Source organism: Serratia silvae (genome assembly GCF_023282985.1).
Classification (GTDB): Bacteria; Pseudomonadota; Gammaproteobacteria; order Enterobacterales; family Enterobacteriaceae; genus Chania; species Chania silvae.
The window spans coordinates 40,333-56,635 of the sequence record NZ_JAGQDC010000009.1; the positions used below are offsets into that span (position 1 = coordinate 40,333).

14 protein-coding genes and 4 pseudogenes are annotated in these 16,303 nt (G+C 52.9%); 10 read left to right on the forward strand and 8 right to left on the reverse strand.

Going from position 1 to position 16,303, the window contains the following annotated elements:
- Positions 1 to 39 precede the first annotated feature (39 nt).
- Positions 40 to 630, reverse strand: coding sequence for a common pilus major fimbrillin subunit EcpA (ecpA, locus tag KAJ71_RS12630; protein ID WP_248946052.1), 591 nt, complete (start codon positions 628 to 630; stop codon positions 40 to 42).
- A 436-nt stretch (positions 631 to 1,066) separates the two neighbouring features.
- Here ecpA and KAJ71_RS23640 point away from each other — a divergent pair.
- Positions 1,067 to 1,114 (forward strand): annotated as a pseudogene (locus tag KAJ71_RS23640) (hypothetical protein); the annotation flags it as partial.
- Here KAJ71_RS23640 and ygbI read toward each other — a convergent pair.
- A pseudogene (gene ygbI / locus KAJ71_RS12635) lies at positions 1,093 to 1,836 on the reverse strand (DNA-binding transcriptional repressor YgbI); the annotation flags it as partial. The pseudogenes KAJ71_RS23640 and ygbI sit on opposite strands and share 22 nt — an antisense overlap.
- Before the next feature lie 260 nt (positions 1,837 to 2,096).
- Here ygbI and ltnD point away from each other — a divergent pair.
- From ltnD to KAJ71_RS12665, 6 genes are all read left to right on the forward strand, one after another.
- A complete protein-coding gene (ltnD, locus tag KAJ71_RS12640) occupies positions 2,097 to 3,011 on the forward strand; it encodes an L-threonate dehydrogenase (RefSeq protein ID WP_141131728.1) in 915 nt (304 codons plus the stop codon).
- Entirely contained in the window at positions 3,011 to 4,273 is a 1,263-nt protein-coding gene (otnK, locus tag KAJ71_RS12645) for a 3-oxo-tetronate kinase (protein ID WP_283106751.1), read from the forward strand. The genes ltnD and otnK overlap by 1 nt, the downstream gene beginning before the upstream one ends.
- Positions 4,270 to 4,908 (forward strand): 3-oxo-tetronate 4-phosphate decarboxylase, encoded by a 639-nt coding sequence (gene otnC / locus KAJ71_RS12650; protein WP_248946054.1) that lies wholly within the window; start codon positions 4,270 to 4,272, stop codon positions 4,906 to 4,908. Before otnK ends, otnC begins: the two co-directional genes overlap by 4 nt.
- Before the next feature lie 3 nt (positions 4,909 to 4,911).
- A complete protein-coding gene (locus tag KAJ71_RS12655; protein ID WP_248946055.1) occupies positions 4,912 to 5,688 on the forward strand; it encodes an HPr family phosphocarrier protein in 777 nt (258 codons plus the stop codon).
- Between the two features lie 111 nt (positions 5,689 to 5,799).
- On the forward strand, positions 5,800 to 7,170 hold the full coding sequence (locus tag KAJ71_RS12660; protein WP_248946056.1) for a GntP family transporter: 1,371 nt from the start codon (positions 5,800 to 5,802) through the stop codon (positions 7,168 to 7,170).
- A gap of 99 nt (positions 7,171 to 7,269) precedes the next feature.
- Positions 7,270 to 7,800 carry a GNAT family N-acetyltransferase gene (locus KAJ71_RS12665; protein WP_098928031.1) on the forward strand — a complete coding sequence of 177 codons (531 nt, stop codon included), beginning with the start codon at positions 7,270 to 7,272 and terminating at the stop codon, positions 7,798 to 7,800.
- Here the strand turns inward: KAJ71_RS12665 and KAJ71_RS12670 are convergent.
- Together KAJ71_RS12670 and ompX are read right to left on the reverse strand one after the other, a co-directional pair.
- Positions 7,783 to 8,115: pseudogene (locus KAJ71_RS12670) on the reverse strand (LysR substrate-binding domain-containing protein); the annotation flags it as partial. The gene KAJ71_RS12665 and the pseudogene KAJ71_RS12670 overlap by 18 nt on opposite strands.
- A 128-nt stretch (positions 8,116 to 8,243) precedes the next feature.
- On the reverse strand, positions 8,244 to 8,762 hold the full coding sequence (gene ompX / locus KAJ71_RS12675) for an outer membrane protein OmpX (RefSeq protein WP_248946058.1): 519 nt from the start codon (positions 8,760 to 8,762) through the stop codon (positions 8,244 to 8,246).
- A 392-nt stretch (positions 8,763 to 9,154) separates the two neighbouring features.
- Here ompX and rhtA point away from each other — a divergent pair, with 392 nt between their 5' ends.
- Both rhtA and nanQ read left to right on the forward strand, forming a co-directional pair.
- The gene (gene rhtA, locus KAJ71_RS12680) at positions 9,155 to 10,042 is read left to right on the forward strand and encodes a threonine/homoserine exporter RhtA (protein ID WP_248946059.1); all 888 of its coding nucleotides are present in this window, start codon (positions 9,155 to 9,157) and stop codon (positions 10,040 to 10,042) included.
- Positions 10,043 to 10,183: 141 nt separating this feature from the next.
- A complete protein-coding gene (nanQ, locus tag KAJ71_RS12685; protein ID WP_248946060.1) occupies positions 10,184 to 10,651 on the forward strand; it encodes an N-acetylneuraminate anomerase in 468 nt (155 codons plus the stop codon).
- Positions 10,652 to 10,804: 153 nt separating this feature from the next.
- On the opposite strand, the gene KAJ71_RS12690 is transcribed toward nanQ, so the two are convergent.
- From KAJ71_RS12690 to KAJ71_RS12705, 4 genes and pseudogenes are all read right to left on the reverse strand, one after another.
- The gene (locus KAJ71_RS12690) at positions 10,805 to 11,767 is read right to left on the reverse strand and encodes a PfkB family carbohydrate kinase (protein ID WP_248946061.1); all 963 of its coding nucleotides are present in this window, start codon (positions 11,765 to 11,767) and stop codon (positions 10,805 to 10,807) included.
- 23 nt (positions 11,768 to 11,790) lie between these two features.
- Positions 11,791 to 12,078 (reverse strand): annotated as a pseudogene (locus KAJ71_RS12695) (carbohydrate porin); the annotation flags it as partial.
- Between the two features lie 108 nt (positions 12,079 to 12,186).
- The gene (locus tag KAJ71_RS12700) at positions 12,187 to 13,620 is read right to left on the reverse strand and encodes a glycoside hydrolase family 32 protein (protein WP_248946062.1); all 1,434 of its coding nucleotides are present in this window, start codon (positions 13,618 to 13,620) and stop codon (positions 12,187 to 12,189) included.
- A gap of 18 nt (positions 13,621 to 13,638) precedes the next feature.
- Positions 13,639 to 14,880: an MFS transporter gene (locus KAJ71_RS12705; protein ID WP_248946185.1), complete on the reverse strand. Its 1,242-nt coding sequence runs from the start codon at positions 14,878 to 14,880 to the stop codon at positions 13,639 to 13,641.
- A gap of 245 nt (positions 14,881 to 15,125) precedes the next feature.
- Between KAJ71_RS12705 and KAJ71_RS12710 the strand changes: the two genes are divergently transcribed.
- Positions 15,126 to 16,133, forward strand: coding sequence for a LacI family DNA-binding transcriptional regulator (locus KAJ71_RS12710; protein WP_248946063.1), 1,008 nt, complete (start codon positions 15,126 to 15,128; stop codon positions 16,131 to 16,133).
- The last annotated feature ends 170 nt before the right edge of the window (positions 16,134 to 16,303 follow it).

Below are 16,303 nucleotides of genomic sequence, written 5' to 3' on the forward strand. Positions count from 1 at the left end.
AACAAGGGTTTCCCCCCTGTTTGAGGCGCATGGCGCAGATTAGTTCGTGGTCCAGGTGGCGTTGAACTCCACGCTCACCTCACCGCTCCAGATACCTTCCGGCAGGGTGCTGAAATCCGTCACGGCAACCGTACCATCTGCCGTCGCGCCGATGATGTTAAAGGTGAACTGATCTTGTGCACTGGTGCGACCAGCCTGGTTATAAGTGCTGGCCAGTATACCCAGGTTACCACCAAGAATGCCACGATTGACGTCGATCAGGGTAGTTTCAGCGATCTTATCGATGGCGGTGCCATTGTAGTTAACGCCCACTTCCAGCGTGGATCCGGAGGTGTCTAACTGAGTCAGGGTATTGGAAACCAGTTTTGAGGTCAGTTTGAAATCGGTGGCAGTTCCTTCCCCCTCGATAGTCACATCGAACAATCCCTTCAGGCTATTAAAGCCTTTAATGCCTTCCGCATACTCGAATGTGAGGCTGCCAAGTGGCGTGACAATCAACTTGCTCGAGGCATCTTTCTTTGCGGTTGCTGACCAAGTCGCCAAAGCGTGTGCGGTAGTGCCAGTTGCCTGAGCGGTGCCTGTGACAGCGAATGCGGCAACGGCGGCTAAAGCAAGTGTGATATTTTTCATGGTAAAGCTCCCTAAGTTATAAATCTTTATTTATCCATTAAATGCAATGTGCTTCGTTATCTTCTTCGCGCTGGGCAAGGCCAGATCTTGCGAGATAGTACCGAGTACTCACACGTATTCCTGCGTTACAAGGCAAGAAAAATCTTAACCAAAAAACGCTATAAAAAAACCATTTACTGAAAAATTAACGATATTTGAAGTTAAACTCTTATTTATTATTTTTAGATTTGACAGTTGAAAAAAATAAGCGATAAATTTAATTTATGGCCGGATAATTATCTAGCGATACTTTACCCTTGAATGGGCGATTATTAACCAGCCGTTTTTGTTGACCTACACCTTCTATTATTCCATTTACTTTCTTCTGCGTTAAGTCCTATTTATAGTTGTTAAAATCCCCGTCTCGGCTGGATAATAACGGCACCGAGCAAGGGGAATGGTTCAACCTGCCGCCGTAAGCAGCGTAATATTCGCCTGCATAATCGCCTCACACGCCGCTTCCGGCAGCTGGTCATCGGTGATGATCACCTCAAACACCGTAATCGGCAGCGCCAGATAGGTGGCCACCTTGCCATATTTGGAGGTGTCACTCAGCAAAATGCAGCGGCGGCTGGCCTCTACGATGGCGTTTTTTACCACCACTTTGTCCTCATTGGGGGTAGACAAGCCCCGCATACTCCATGAAGAGGCAGAGATAAACGCCAGATCGATAAACAGATTACGCAAAGCCTGAGCCGCAGCGGCCCCCACGCAAGAACGGTTTTCCCGGCATACCGTACCGCCGGTGTGGATCAGTTTGCATTGGCTATGTTCGAGCAAATAAGCGGCGATAACAAAATCGTTGGTCACCACGGTGATGTCGTCACGCTCGCCGATCTGGCGAGCCAGCGCCAACGTGGTGGTTCCTGCGTCCAGATAGATACAACTGTTGGCCGGGATCTGCCGCGCAGCCAGTTGCCCGATGGCGGCTTTCTGCTGGCTGAACATCCCCTCCTTATCCTGATGCGAAGGTTCAATCGCCACTCTCTCGGCCGACTGTACGCCGCCGGAGACAGACAATACGCTGCCCTGCTCTTCCAGTTTCTGCAGATCGCGCCGGATAGTCATGTGCGAGACCCCCAGCCTTTCGGTCAGTTCAGCTATGCTGACTGCGCCGCGCTCGGACACCAGCGCCAAAATTTGTTGGTGGCGTTCAACAGGTATCACGATTCCCCCTCTCTAACTGCGATGATAATAATTGTGATTTTACGTCAATTTTCGTGCAGCGGAAGCAAAGCTTTTCAGGCTGTGAAGCCGGTCATAATCATAAAAAACATTTAAAAGCATTATGTTAGTAGGAGTAACCGATTTATCGTCTATCTTTCTATTTGTTAATAATTGTGAAGATGATCACCGACGCCTAGATAAATAACGCTTACATTTAACACATCAAAACAAATAATCACTAAAATTAACAGAGGTGCATCATGGCACAACCAGGAAACTACGCAGTTTGTATCGTCGGTTTGGGTTCAATGGGCATGGGCGCGGCAACATCCTGCATCAATGCCGGGCTGACCACCTATGGCGTCGATCTCAACCCACAGGCACTGGCGGCACTACAGCAGGCCGGTGCCAAACAGGCCGCCACCAGCGCCGCAGGCTTTGCAACCGAACTGGATGCGGTGCTGCTGTTGGTGGTTAATGCCAACCAGGTAAAACAGATCCTGTTTGGGGAAAACGGCCTGGCGGCACAGTTGAAACCGAATACGCCGGTGATGGTGTCATCCACCATTGCTGCTGCGGATGCCAAGGAGATCGAACAGAAACTGTTGGCGTATAACCTGCCGATGCTGGATGCCCCGGTTTCCGGCGGTGCAGCCAAGGCAGCGGCTGGCCAAATGACCGTGATGGCCTCGGGCAGTGAGAGCACCTTTGCCCAGTTGCAACCGGTGCTGGATGCCGTGGCCGGGAAAGTGTACCGCATCGGCGACGAGATCGGCCTGGGTGCAACGGTCAAGATCATCCATCAACTGTTGGCGGGCGTACATATTGCCGCCGGTGCCGAGGCGATGGCGCTGGCCGCTCGCGCCGGTATCCCGCTGGACGTGATGTACGATGTGGTCACCAACGCCGCAGGCAATTCCTGGATGTTTGAGAACCGTATGCGCCACGTGGTCGATGGCGACTACTCACCAAAATCTGCGGTAGATATCTTCGTCAAGGATCTTGGGCTGGTGGCCGATACCGCCAAAGCGCTGCACTTCCCGCTGCCATTGGCCTCCACGGCGTTCAATATGTTCACTTCCGCCAGCAACGCAGGTTTCGGCAAGGAAGATGACAGCGCAGTGATCAAGATCTTCGCCGGGATCGAACTGCCGAAGAATAAGGAGAACTCATAATGTTACTCGGAGTGATTGCAGACGACTTTACCGGCGCCACCGATATCGCCAGCTTCCTGGTGGAAAACGGTTTGCCTACGGTCCAGCTCAATGGCGTGCCGCAGGATGATACCCCTGTCGACTCGCAGGCGGTGGTGATCAGCCTGAAATCGCGCTCCTGCCAGGTTGATCAGGCGGTCGAGCAGTCGTTGCAGGCCTTGGCCTGGTTACAGCGCCAGGGCTGCCGCCAGTTCTATTTTAAATATTGTTCCACCTTCGACAGCACCGCTCAGGGCAATATCGGGCCGGTTACCGATGCCTTGCTCGATGCACTTGGTGAACAGCAAACGGTGATTTCCCCTGCGCTGCCGGTAAATGGCCGCACGGTATATCAAGGCTACCTGTTCGTGATGGAGCAATTGCTGTCGGAATCCGGTATGCGCAACCATCCGGTTACGCCAATGACCGACAGTAATCTGATGCGGCTGATGGAGGCCCAGGCCAGCGGGCGTTGCGGGCTGGTCAACGCGGCAGAGATGGATCGTGGAGCTGGTGCGGTGCAAGACAAACTGCAACAGTTGGCACAGCAGGGCGTGCGCTACGCGGTATTGGATACCCTGAACGAACAGCATCTGTTGACGCAGGGCGAAGCGCTGAAAACCATGAAGTTGCTCACCGGCGGTTCAGGACTGGCGATCGGTATTGCCCGCCAATGGGCACAGCCGGGTCAGGAAAAAGCCCAATCGGCCGGAGCGCCGCAAGGGGATAAGGCCGTAGTGCTTTCCGGCTCCTGCTCCACCATGACCAACAAGCAGGTGGCACATTACCGCCAACAGGCTCCGGCACAGAGTATTGATGTCTCGCGCTGTATCAACGCGGGCGATCGCAGCGCCTACGCAGCCGAGTTAAGCGCCTGGGTTGAACAACAGGCCGCACAGCCACTGGCCCCGTTGCTGTACGCCACCGCCGAACCAGAACAGCTGCAACAAACCCAACAGCAATACGGCACCGAGGCCGCCAGCCAGGCGGTAGAAGCCCTGTTTGCCGAGGTGGTTAAACGCCTGCAACAAAAGGGTTTCAGCCGCTTTATCGTTGCCGGTGGTGAAACCTCTGGCGTAGTCACCCAGGCATTGGGGATCCGTGGTTTCCATATCGGCCCTTGTATTTCGCCAGGCGTGCCTTGGGTACGCGCCATTGAACAACCAGTATCACTGGCCCTGAAATCGGGCAATTTCGGCGATGAAAACTTTTTCGCCAGAGCACAGACGGAGTTTCCAGTATGACGATAACCGCTGACACTGAACGGCTGGCAAGGGAAGAGATGGTGCGCCTGGGAGCTTCATTCTTCCAGCGCGGCTATGCTACCGGTTCAGCAGGCAACCTTTCGCTGTTGTTGCCAGACGGTACCCTGCTGGCCACTCCCACCGGCTCTTGCCTGGGGGAATTGCAGGCAGACAAACTGTCGAAAGTCAGCCTGAGCGGTGAATGGATCTCCGGCGACAAGCCTTCGAAAGAGATCAGCTTTCACCGTGCGCTGTACCAAAACAACCCAGCGTGCAAGGCGGTAGTGCATCTGCATTGCACCTACCTGACCGCACTTTCCTGCCTGCAAGGGCTGGATACGGCAAATGCCATAAAGCCGTTCACCCCTTATGTGGTGATGCGCGTCGGCCAGGTGCCGGTGGTGCCTTACTACCGCCCCGGCGATCTGCGGCTGGCAGAAGATCTGGGCAAGCTGGCCCCTAGCTACAAGGCTTTCCTGTTGGCAAACCACGGCCCCGTGGTCACCGGCGAGAGCCTGCGGGAAGCCGCGAACAATACCGAAGAAATGGAAGATGCGGCCAAGCTGATTTTCACCCTCGGCAACCGCCCCATTCGCTATTTAACCGATGATGAAATTGCCGAGTTACGGAGCTGAACCATGCCAAAATTTGCTGCCAATTTATCGATGATGTTTAACGAACACGCGTTTCTGGATCGTTTTGACGCCGCCGCAGCGGCCGGGTTTAAAGCGGTAGAATTCCTGTTCCCTTATGATTTCCCTGCCGATCAACTGGCGGAAAAACTGCAACAAAACGGCTTGCAGCAGGTACTGTTCAATACTGCGCCGGGTGATGTAAGCGCAGGTGAATGGGGACTGGCGGCGTTGCCCGGCCGCGAGCAGGATGCCCGTGCGGATATCGATCGCGCTCTGCAATACGCTATCGCCCTCAAGTGCCCTAACGTTCATGTGATGGCTGGCGTAGTGCCTCCTGGGGAAGATATTGCCCACTATCGGGAAACCTTTATCCGCAATATCCGTTACGCCGCCGACGCCTTTGCCCCTCACGGTATCAAGGTGTTGATCGAAGCGCTCAGCCCGCCGATCAAGCCTAACTACCTGTTCTCCAGCCAGCATCAAGCGGCGGAGCTGGTGGCCACTATCGATCGCCCGAACGTGTTTATTCAGTTCGACTTCTTCCACGCGCAGTTGGTGGACGGCAATATCGGCAATCTGATCGCAACGCTTGCCGGGCGCTATGCCCATATCCAGATCGCCTCGGTGCCAGACCGTAATGAACCCGATGACGGTGAACTGAATTATCCTTGGCTATTCGCCCAGTTGGACAAGGTGGGCTACCAAGGCTGGATCGGTTGTGAATATAAACCTCGTGGGGAAACGACGGCAGGTCTGGGTTGGGTGAAACCTTACCTGTAATCACCAACTCGTAGCGCCAACACCAGTTTTAACAACATAAAAAATAAACGCACCCGTATCGCCCAAGGGCGATCGCGGTGCCGGACTCTTACCTGAATTAAAGGCTATGCTATGTCTCCAACTATGCTACTGATCATTGCCGTACTGGGTGTCGTACTGCTGCTACTGATGGTCATCAAGGCGAAGGTTCAGCCGTTTGTCGCCCTGCTGGTCGTCAGTCTACTGGTCGCGCTTGCCAGCGGGATCCCAACCGGTGAAGTCATGAAAGTGATGACCGCCGGGATGGGCGGTGTACTCGGCTCGGTGACCATTATCATCGGCCTGGGTGCGATGCTGGGTAGGATGATCGAACATTCGGGCGGTGCAGAATCACTGGCACAACGCTTCAGTAAAGTTATGGGGCCAAAGCGCACCATTGCCGCACTAACCAGTGCTGCGTTCGTCCTTGGCATTCCGGTGTTTTTCGACGTCGGCTTTATCATCCTGGCCCCGATCATCTATGGCTTTGCCAAAGTGGCAAAAGTCTCACCGTTGAAGTTTGGCTTGCCGATGGCCGGTGTGATGCTGACGGTCCACGTAGCTCTGCCACCACACCCAGGCCCAGTCGCGGCGGCGGGGCTGTTGAATGCCGATATCGGTTGGCTGACCATTATCGGCCTGGTCATCTGTATCCCGGTGGGCGTTATCGGTTACTTCGCGGCGAAATATCTCAACCGTAAAGCCTACCCACTCTCCATTGAGGTGTTGGAACAGCTGCAACTGGCAGCCCCTGAGCCAGCACCGGAAGGCAAAGCCCCACTCAGCGATCGGATTAATCCTCCGAGCGCCGGGTTAATTACCGCGCTGATCGTTATTCCTATCGCTATCATTATGCTGGGCACCGTTTCTGCTACCCTGCTGCCACCTGGTTCAGCGTTGCGTGATGCCTTGTCATTAATCGGCTCTCCGGGCGTAGCGTTAATGATCGCCCTGGCGTTGGCGTTCTATTTGCTGGCAATCCGTCGTGGCTGGAGTCTGCAACATACCAGCGACGTGATGGGAGGAGCGTTACCGACAGCGGCAGTAGTCATTATGGTCACCGGTGCGGGCGGCGTGTTTGGCAAGGTGCTGGTAGAGTCCGGCGTGGGTAAGGCGCTGGCAGATGTGCTGACCACGATTGGCCTGCCGTTGATCCCGGCAGCATTTATTATCTCGCTGGCACTGCGTGCTTCGCAGGGTTCGGCTACCGTTGCCATTCTGACGACCGGTGGGTTGTTGTCTGAAGCGGTTATCGGGCTTAACCCGATGCAACTGGTGCTGGTTACGCTCGCTACCTGCTTTGGCGGCCTGGGGTTATCCCACGTTAACGACTCCGGCTTCTGGATCGTCACCAAATACCTTGGCCTGTCAGTAGCCGATGGCCTGAAAACCTGGACGGTATTAACCACCCTGCTCGGCTTAAGTGGTTTCGCCTTTACCTGGTTACTGTGGCTGGTGGTGTAACTTCCTGGTATTGCTAGAGCCAAAGCAGTTCGGCTACAGTAATGAGTATCTTGAGGCGTTGCTCCGGCAGCGCCTTTTCTCTTGTTCAGGAAGGAAGCCATGACCACTCACACCGTTGCCCCCACCTTGATCACCGAACGTCTGATCCTGGATGCCCACCGGCTGGAAGATTTTGACGATTTGGCCGCCATGTGGGCCGATCCTGCGGTGGTGCGCTATATCGGCAGCACGCCACGCGATAAGGAAGACAGTTGGGGCCGCCTGTTGCGTTACATCGGCCACTGGAAATTGCTGGGTTACGGCTACTGGGCGGTGCGGGAGAAAAACAGCGGCAGGTATATTGGCGGGATTGGCTTCGCCGATTTTCACCGTGATATTCAACCCGCACTCGATGTCCCCGAAATGGGCTGGACGCTGATCACGGCTGCGCACGGTAAAGGCTATGCCACCGAAGCCTTGAATGCCGCGCTGGTCTGGGCCAAAGAGAATTTCTCACAGGACAAAGTCGTTTGTATCATCTCGCCGGATAACCGCCCTTCGCTTGGCCTGGCGAAGAAAGTCGGCTTTGTGGCAAGCCACCGCAGCGAATACCATCAACTGCCAACGGTGGTGTTATACCGACCGCTGTGAGTTCAAGATACCCTGGATGAAATTATCCCGTAGCACATCAGGCCGCTGCGGGTTCCACGCCAGCCCAACCTGCCACTGCGTCTGCTCGCCGCTTAACGGCAAAATATCGACCCCAGCCGGAGCAATAAACGCAATGCTTTGCGGCAACAGCGCCACGTCTATCCCCGCCGCCACCAGCGCCAACAAGGTTTGGATGTCCTCTGCCTGCTGCACTACGTTGGCCCGCAGCCCCTGAGCGGCAATAAAACGCAGCGCCTGCTCACTCAACCCTCGGCCACGCGAAGGCTCCAGCTGCAACAGAGGAAAACGGTGAAAATCCGTCAATGGATTAATTACGTAGCCGGATGTGAATTACCGGCAAAAAAAATCCGCCCCTAAAAGGCGGATTTTCATTGAGCATGGCCAACAAGGCCACTCGCTCACGCCCGAAAGCGTGGGAAATCTTAGAAGCGGTAACCAACACCCACGTTCCAGATGCCAACGTCAACGCTGCGGATACGGCTCTGTTCGTAACCCATGTCCAGAGCAACCTGTTGCATTGGGTTAAACTGCAAACCAGCACCGTAGCTGAAACCGTAGTCGCTGGTGTTGTTGTTGTTGTGACCGTTTTGAGCGTTGGAAGTGAATTTACCATAGCCCACACCGATCACACCGTAGATGCTCGCCCAATCGTTGAAACGATAAGCTGGGCCGGCAGTGATAGAGTTGTATTGCGCTTTGTTGTAGAAACCGTCTTCAGAGTTGTTCTTTTCCAGGTGGGTGAAAGAACCGATCACACCCAGTGGGCTGTTGTCGTACTCGTAACGGTACTTCAGGTTGAAACCGTCAGCTTTGTTAACAACGCCTTGGAAATCACCCTGAGCATAGCCAGCGGATACGGTGCTCTCACCAGCAAATGCGGTACCTGCTGTTACGGCCAATACACAAGCTGCTACTGCGGAAAGACATGCAATTTTTTTCATAACCACCTCAAACGCGTTTTATTATTAAAGTGCTTCAATTTCTCATACATTGAAAATATAGCAAAAATTAGTGTGAAACTCTGCCTTTAAAAGAGTGTCTAATTCTTTATATCGTGTAACAGAAGATTTCAAGAATACTCCATCATACTAATTTTCCTATACTTTCGGTGCATTCTATCCTTTTTTGTGACGCTAATCACCTACCCGAATTCCAGAATACTCTTAAAAAAAGCGCACTTATTGAGTACTTGAACCAAGTTGGCGCATATTTTTGACAGATTCATCTCGGCCCCCGTTTTTCGCCAACACCTGGCTGTCAATTCCTTTACACTGTGCAACACCTGTACTCAATACCTTCCCAGACGCTGGGGAGTTCCATAAGGCCTGAAAGGATGTCTTCGTCTGTAACCACTAAAGCGTCTTCCACGCTGGTGCCCGTGTGTTTACTGATCATTGCGATGATCTCGATCCAGAGCGGGGCTTCATTAGCCAAAAGCCTGTTCCCACTGGTGGGGGCCGAAGGCATCACCACCCTGCGCCTGAGCATCGGTACGCTGATCCTGTTTATCATTTTCCGCCCGTGGCGCATGCGTTTCGCCGCCGGTAGCCGGTTGCCATTGCTGATCTATGGCTTGTCACTGGGGGCGATGAACTACCTGTTTTACCTTTCATTACGCACGGTGCCGCTAGGTATTGCGGTGGCGTTGGAGTTTACCGGCCCGCTGGCGGTGGCGATGTTCTCTTCCCGCCGCCCGATCGATTTTATCTGGGTGGCGCTGGCTATCGCCGGTTTATGGTTTCTGCTACCGCTTGGCCACGATATGGGCAGTATCGATCCCGTCGGCGCTGCCTGTGCGTTGGGTGCCGGTGCCTGCTGGGCGATATACATTATCTTCGGCCAGAAGGCCGGTGGGGATCACGGGCCAGGCACCGTTGCCGTGGGGTCATTGATCGCCGCCATCGTGTTCTGCCCAATCGGTGCCTGGCAAGCCGGCAGTGCGCTGTTGAACGTGGATATTCTACCGCTGGCGTTGGCCGTGGCGGTGCTTTCTACCGCATTGCCTTACTCGTTGGAAATTATCGCATTACCCAAGATCCCCGCCCGCACCTTTGGCACCCTGATGAGTCTGGAACCGGCGATGGCCGCCCTTTCCGGCATGATCTTTCTCAACGAACACCTTAACCAAACGCAATGGCTGGCATTGGCCGCCATCATTACCGCCTCCATGGGGGCCACGTTAACCATCAAACCCAAACCACAGGTTGAAAGCCTCTCGTAACCCTGCTGGCGTCTGGCGGAAATTCCCCGGCGCCACGCTCAACATGTTGCATGATTGCAAGCCAGTTAACTTTTTTCCCGAACAATAATAGGCATACTCTAAGCAGGTCTTTTGGGCTGTTAATTATTTGGGAGAATCAGGATGATCTATGGCAGTTTGTATAATCCCCGCTTCGGGCGCGGCCTCTCACCCGCTTTAGCCAATATCCTTAACACCGTGCGTCAGTACGATTTGCCTGGCTTGCCGTTGGGCCGGCATGAGATCGATGGCGATCGGGTGTTTATGAACGTGATGGAGCTGATGACGGAACCGGCGGAAAGCAAACGCGCCGAGCTTCACCAGGAGTATCTGGATATCCAGATCCTGATCGGTGGCGAAGAGCGGATTGATTTTGGTCTGCCAAACAGTTGGGACAACAGCGATCCTTACGATGAAAGCAAAGATCTGCAGTGGCTGGATATCAAACGTAGCCCGCAAACCCTGAACCTGACGCCGGGCATGTATGTGATCTTCTTCCCACTGGAGCCGCACAAACCCGGCTGCCAGATAGCGGAGCCGAAAAACATCAAGAAAGTGGTGGTGAAAGTACACTACGAACTGCTGTTGTAACCTTCCTGGAGCCGGTCAGCCGATCGGCTCAATAACCTCTTTTCCTGCCACCTCTGACGTGCGAAAAAATCCGTAGTCAACCCAAACAACGTCCCGCCAGATCCATTTTAACATAACTTATTGCCCTCCCTATTGGGATAGGTCTGCTGCATTTCACTCAAGAAGGTTTATAGAATTAACCTTAAATGTCAGTCTATGCTCATATTCAATAAAACGTCTGACCCCCTCCGCATCGGGTAATGCTGATAAAGCTCCTTTTTGTGTCGTCGCCAGCGCGCCACAGGCGCTGGCTTGCGTCAGGGCTAATTTCAATTGTTCAAAGTCCTGCAAATCATTTCCGAGAGAGATATTTGCCAACAGCCCAGCGATAAAGGCATCTCCTGCCCCCGTCGTATCTACACTTTTCACCTTGTACGAGTCTACGTGTATGACCAGGTCTTGCCATAAGGCGATAGCCCCTTGGATACCACGGGTGACAATTTTAAGGCTAGAAGGAAATAGCTTTACTCTTTCCAACGCTTTTTCATCATGAGTCGTACCGGTTATCCAGTATAATTCTTCTTCTGAAAGCTTTAAAATATCGGCCTGATGAGCAAATTGAGTTACTGTTGCCAGCATCTCCTGGGGATTTCCCCACATTTTTTCCCGCAGGTTGACATCAAAGCTCAAAGTGCCACCACGTTGCTTTAGTAAACTTATCGCCTTGACCAAGGTCTCACGACTCTCCTTGGCAACCAGAGCCAACGAACAAAAGTGCAATATATCATCAGCAAAGTCTGGTAAATTCTCAGAGGATAAAAACTGGTCGGCAGAAGGATTTACCAGAAATGTAAAGCTGCGTTCGCTGTCATTCCCCAGAGCTACCAGCACGGTACTGGTATGATATTGCTTATCAAACTGTATATGCTGCGTTTCGACTCCCTCTGAGGAGAGTGTTTTCTGTAGAAAGTGACCGAATGGGTCATCCCCGACTCTGCCAATAAAACCACAATTCCCCCCCAAACGAGCTGCACCAACGGCAACATTTAACGGCGCACCGCCTGCACAAGCCTTATATTGCCTATCTGACTGAGGTAATAAATCGATTACTGCATCGCCAATTGTCCAAAGTTTCATAGTGTTTCCTTAACCGCCCTATTTTAGAATAAATATTTAAAACGCACCCTCATGCCATAGCGCGTATCGGTGTCACCTGGATTTATCGCTGAAGAATCTAACCAGGAAGCATAAGCCCCGAGGTAGGTATTAAAATTTGGCATATCCATAATATTTGGTAACTGCCAGGACGTATGGATAGTGTGGATATCGTAGTTTCCCGGCGCCAGAATCGCGCAATTATTATTTTTCATCGTCAATCCATTGTTCTTTTTAATTAAGAGGTAATTTATATTTATGGGTAAAACTCGATAGTGACGATAATAATAACCCGCCCATCATCAAAAGCGGGTTATTAACCTATTTAAAACCTATAAATTTGAGAGTAGAAACAAACATACGCATGATGTTGTTTCCTACATCCCTGGTATATGAATAGATTATTCTAGCTGCCAGGCCCCCGCCTCGGATAGGGAAGCCGAACCGCTCCAGGCAAATAGCATTAGCTCACGGCGCTCAGCATCCGGGTAAATACGACTGCTGAGGCACGCCTCACCATCATTAGCAAAAACTTCCACAGAAGAGCTATCAAAGAACAACCGCAGTTTCAGCGGTGCTCCGGTTATCAACGGTACGCTACGGACTCCACACAGGCCATACTGCGGATAACGGCGCTCAAGAACCAGGCGCTGCATCTGCGCATCAACATAAACACGCAGACCATCGCCAAAGCTGATGCCGTACTGTTCTGCGCTGCTGTTAGCACAATCCCAGTTTAGGATCACCTCCATTGCTTCGCAGTTTTCTACCATCGTGGTCTGTTGGTTTTTCAACATACTGACTGGCCATGGGAACCACGCGCCGCGCAGGCCCTCTACCTCTTTGACCGGACGCATTTGCAGGCGGTTATCTGCGCTGAGGCTCAGTTCGCGCGGAAGAGAGAGCATTCCCGCCCAGCCATCTTGCTGTTCGGGCAACGGCGATTCCCACATATCCAGCCAGCCGATAACGACGCGGCGGCCATCGGGAGTCAGGAAACTTTGCGGTGCATAAAAGTCGTGGCCGTGGTCGATTTCAACGAACTCGCCTTCGCGAACAAACGGCTGCCCTGGCTGCCATTCGCCGAGCAGATAGCCGCTCTGGAACAGATTACGGTTCTTGAAACCTTCAGCCGCTATCCCCTGAGGAGAAAACATCAGGATGCGTTTATCACTGAGGGTGAAGAAGTCCGGGCACTCCCACATATAGCCCATCTCTTTTTCCGCTTCGTCAAGGACTCCAACATCGTGCCACTGACGCAGGTCGGCGGAACGATACAGGCGCACCTGGCCTGTCTCGCCATCGCGAGCGCCGACTATCATGTACCAGCTATCCCCTTCACGCCACACTTTCGGATCGCGGAAATGGTGCGTACCCGGCGGGGTATCCACCACGATCCCCTGGCGCTCGAAGCGGACCCCGTCGCGGCTGGTCGCAAGACACTGCACCTGATAGAGGTTAGCCTCATCGCTGGCGTCGCCGTGGAATTTATGCCCGGTATAAATCAACGCCAGGGTGTCGCCATCAACAACCGCCGAGCCAGAGAAACAGCCGTCTTTATCTTCCGAGCCTTCCGGGACCAGCGCGACCGGCAGATGCTCCCAATGAACCAGATCTTTACTGCGCGCATGGCCCCAGTGCATCGGCCCCCACTGCGTGGAATACGGATGATGCTGGTAAAAAGCATGATACCAACCGTCAAACCAGACCAGACCGTTAGGATCGTTAATCCAGCCCGCGCGCGCGGCGAGATGGTAGCGCGGATACCAACGCAAGTTCAGCGTTTCACATTTAGCCTGCAGTTCCTGTTCAGCCTTGGATATTGAATACGTCATATTCTTTACTCTTTTCATTCATATAGCAGAAGGTTGCGACATCAGAGGGTCTGAAGATAACTTACTGGAGCGCAACAGGAAGATGGAGATAAAAGTGGTGCAGAACACCAGGAGTCCCATAATCAGATAGGACTCGGCAAAGCCGTATTTCTCGTAGCTATAACCTGCCAGCGGCGACAGCACCGAAGCGATAACCGAGCTGGTGCAGGCGAACCCCACCAGATAGAGCGTGGAAGAGAGGCGTTTGTCGAAATTTAAGCTGTTGTATTTAAAGATGGCGACCAACAGAATCGGCAGCTCTACCGCGTGCAACAGCTTAGTGATGGAAATAAGCAACGGCCCTTCCACCAGCCCGGAGGCCACCATACGCGACGCCATCACCATCCCGGCGAAAATCAGGCCATTTTTCGCGCCGATACGGTTGACTAACCACGGTGCACAGAACATCCCGGCCGCTTCGAGGAACACCTGGAATGAATTGAGATAACCGTACATGGCATTGCCTTCTTGCAACGTTGGGAATTGTGAGGAGAAGTAAACCGGGAACTGCTGATCGTAAACGCTGTAAATACAGGTACCGATGACGAAAAACACCAGCGCCCAGAAGCGCGGCAGCGCCAGCAGACGCAGCACATCATCCAGCGTCACTTTGCCACCGGACACCGCCTCCTGCATCGCGTGCGGCGCAGAAGACACTCGCAGTCGCGCCAGCAGGATAAAGAACACCAGCCCGGCACAACTGGAGACCGCGAAGTTTAGTTTCGGGTTGATGTTAAACAGGAGCCCTGCGAAGAACGTCGCCACCGCCCAGCCCAGCGATCCCCACATCCGCGCTTTGCCGAATTCGAACTGGCTCTGGCGCGCCACGCGTTCGGTGTACGATTCCAGCACGCCGATACCGCCGTTAAAGGTTATGCCGATATAGATCCCACCGAAAATACTTCCGAGCAATATATTGATTTGTAAAAGATAACTAAACAACAAATAGGCAGGCCCGGAAAGGATTAACAACCCGGTAAGGGTCCAGAGCAGGTTTTTACGCAGACCGAGTTTATCCTGGATAAAGCCGTAGAAGATTTGCGCCAATAGTGCGGAGGCGGAGAGCACCGCGTAGATAATACCGGTATCCCCCGCTTTCAGCCCCACTTCCTGATGCAACCAGATAGAGAGTAAAGAGCCAGTAGAGGACCAGGACACGAAAAAGAAGAACAGTAATGCACTAAGTATTGGGTAGCTATGAGAGTGATGCGCTTTCATAATGGCATTCTCGTGTTGGAGTAATGCTCGCATGGTAACGTTAACAAATATAAAAACTCTTGTCGTTTTGCTGATATTCATGATGTTAATCACAAAAGTTAACGTTAACAATGCAAAAATGAGATCGCGATCAAAAATCACTCGCTACGGTTGTTTCGTTTTCTACGACAGAATATCCGATGAACCTTTTACATCAGCAACTTCGTCGTATAGCCTGTTCCCTGAAGGTAATGACGGGAGTAATAGATATGGCTTCTCTAAAGGATGTGGCGAAACTGGCAAATGTGTCGCTCATGACGGTTTCCCGCGCGCTCAATAGCCCGGAAAGGTTAAAGCCTGAAACCCTGGCGCGCGTACAGGCCGCCATCAAGGAAACCAATTACGTTCCCGACCTGTCAGCGAAAAAAATACGCGGCGCCCATGCCACACCGAACACTATCGGGGTGCTGGCTCTTGACACGGTTACCACGCCATTCTCGGTGGAAATCACGCTGTCGATCGAAGAGACCGCCCGGGCGTATGGCTGGAACAGTTTCGTGGTAAACATGTTCTCTGACGATAATCCAGAGACTATTGTCGACCTTTTACTTTCACACCGGCCAGACGGCATCATCTACACCACGATGGGACTGCGTCAGGTGCCGCTGCCGACCAAACTGCTCACCCTTCCGTGCGTGCTGGCCAACTGTGAAAGTTTGCACGATCCTGTCGCCAGTTACATTCCGGACGACGAACAAGGTCAGTTCGAGGCGGTGCAGGCGCTGCTCGCCGCAGGTCATCGTCAACCACTCTGCCTGCATCTGCCAAAACACCATCTTGCTACCTTGCGCCGCCGTCAGGGACTGGAGCGCGCCTGTCGGCAAGCGGGTATCAACCCTGACACCCTCATACATTTCTATATGGAGCATGGCGATGAGCACTACCGTGATATCCCAGCCATTGTGCTGGCGCATATCAAGCAGGGTAATCCGATGTTCGACTCGGTCATTTGCGGCAACGATCGTATCGCCTTTATGGTCTATCAGACGCTACTGGCACAGGGTCTGCGCATCCCACAAAATGTGGCAGTAGTGGGTTACGACAATATGGTCGGCATTGGCGAACTATTTTTACCACCGCTCTCAACGGTACAACTGCCGCATTACGAAATAGGTCGTCATGCTGCGCTGCATATTATCGATGGCAAGACGCAGACCGATACCGTCAAAATATCCGCGCCCTTGCTCAACAGAGCCTCGATCCATAGCAACCTGTGATTGTACAAAAAAGAGTTACGGCGGACACCCTAGGGATAATTGGCTATCAATATGAATTAATGGGAAAAATAAGCCCTATTTCAACACTCGAAAACACTCTACAATAATTGCGCATTGAAATATCGCTCCAATCGGTGTCTATTATTACTGGGGGATCTCAACCTTACCCT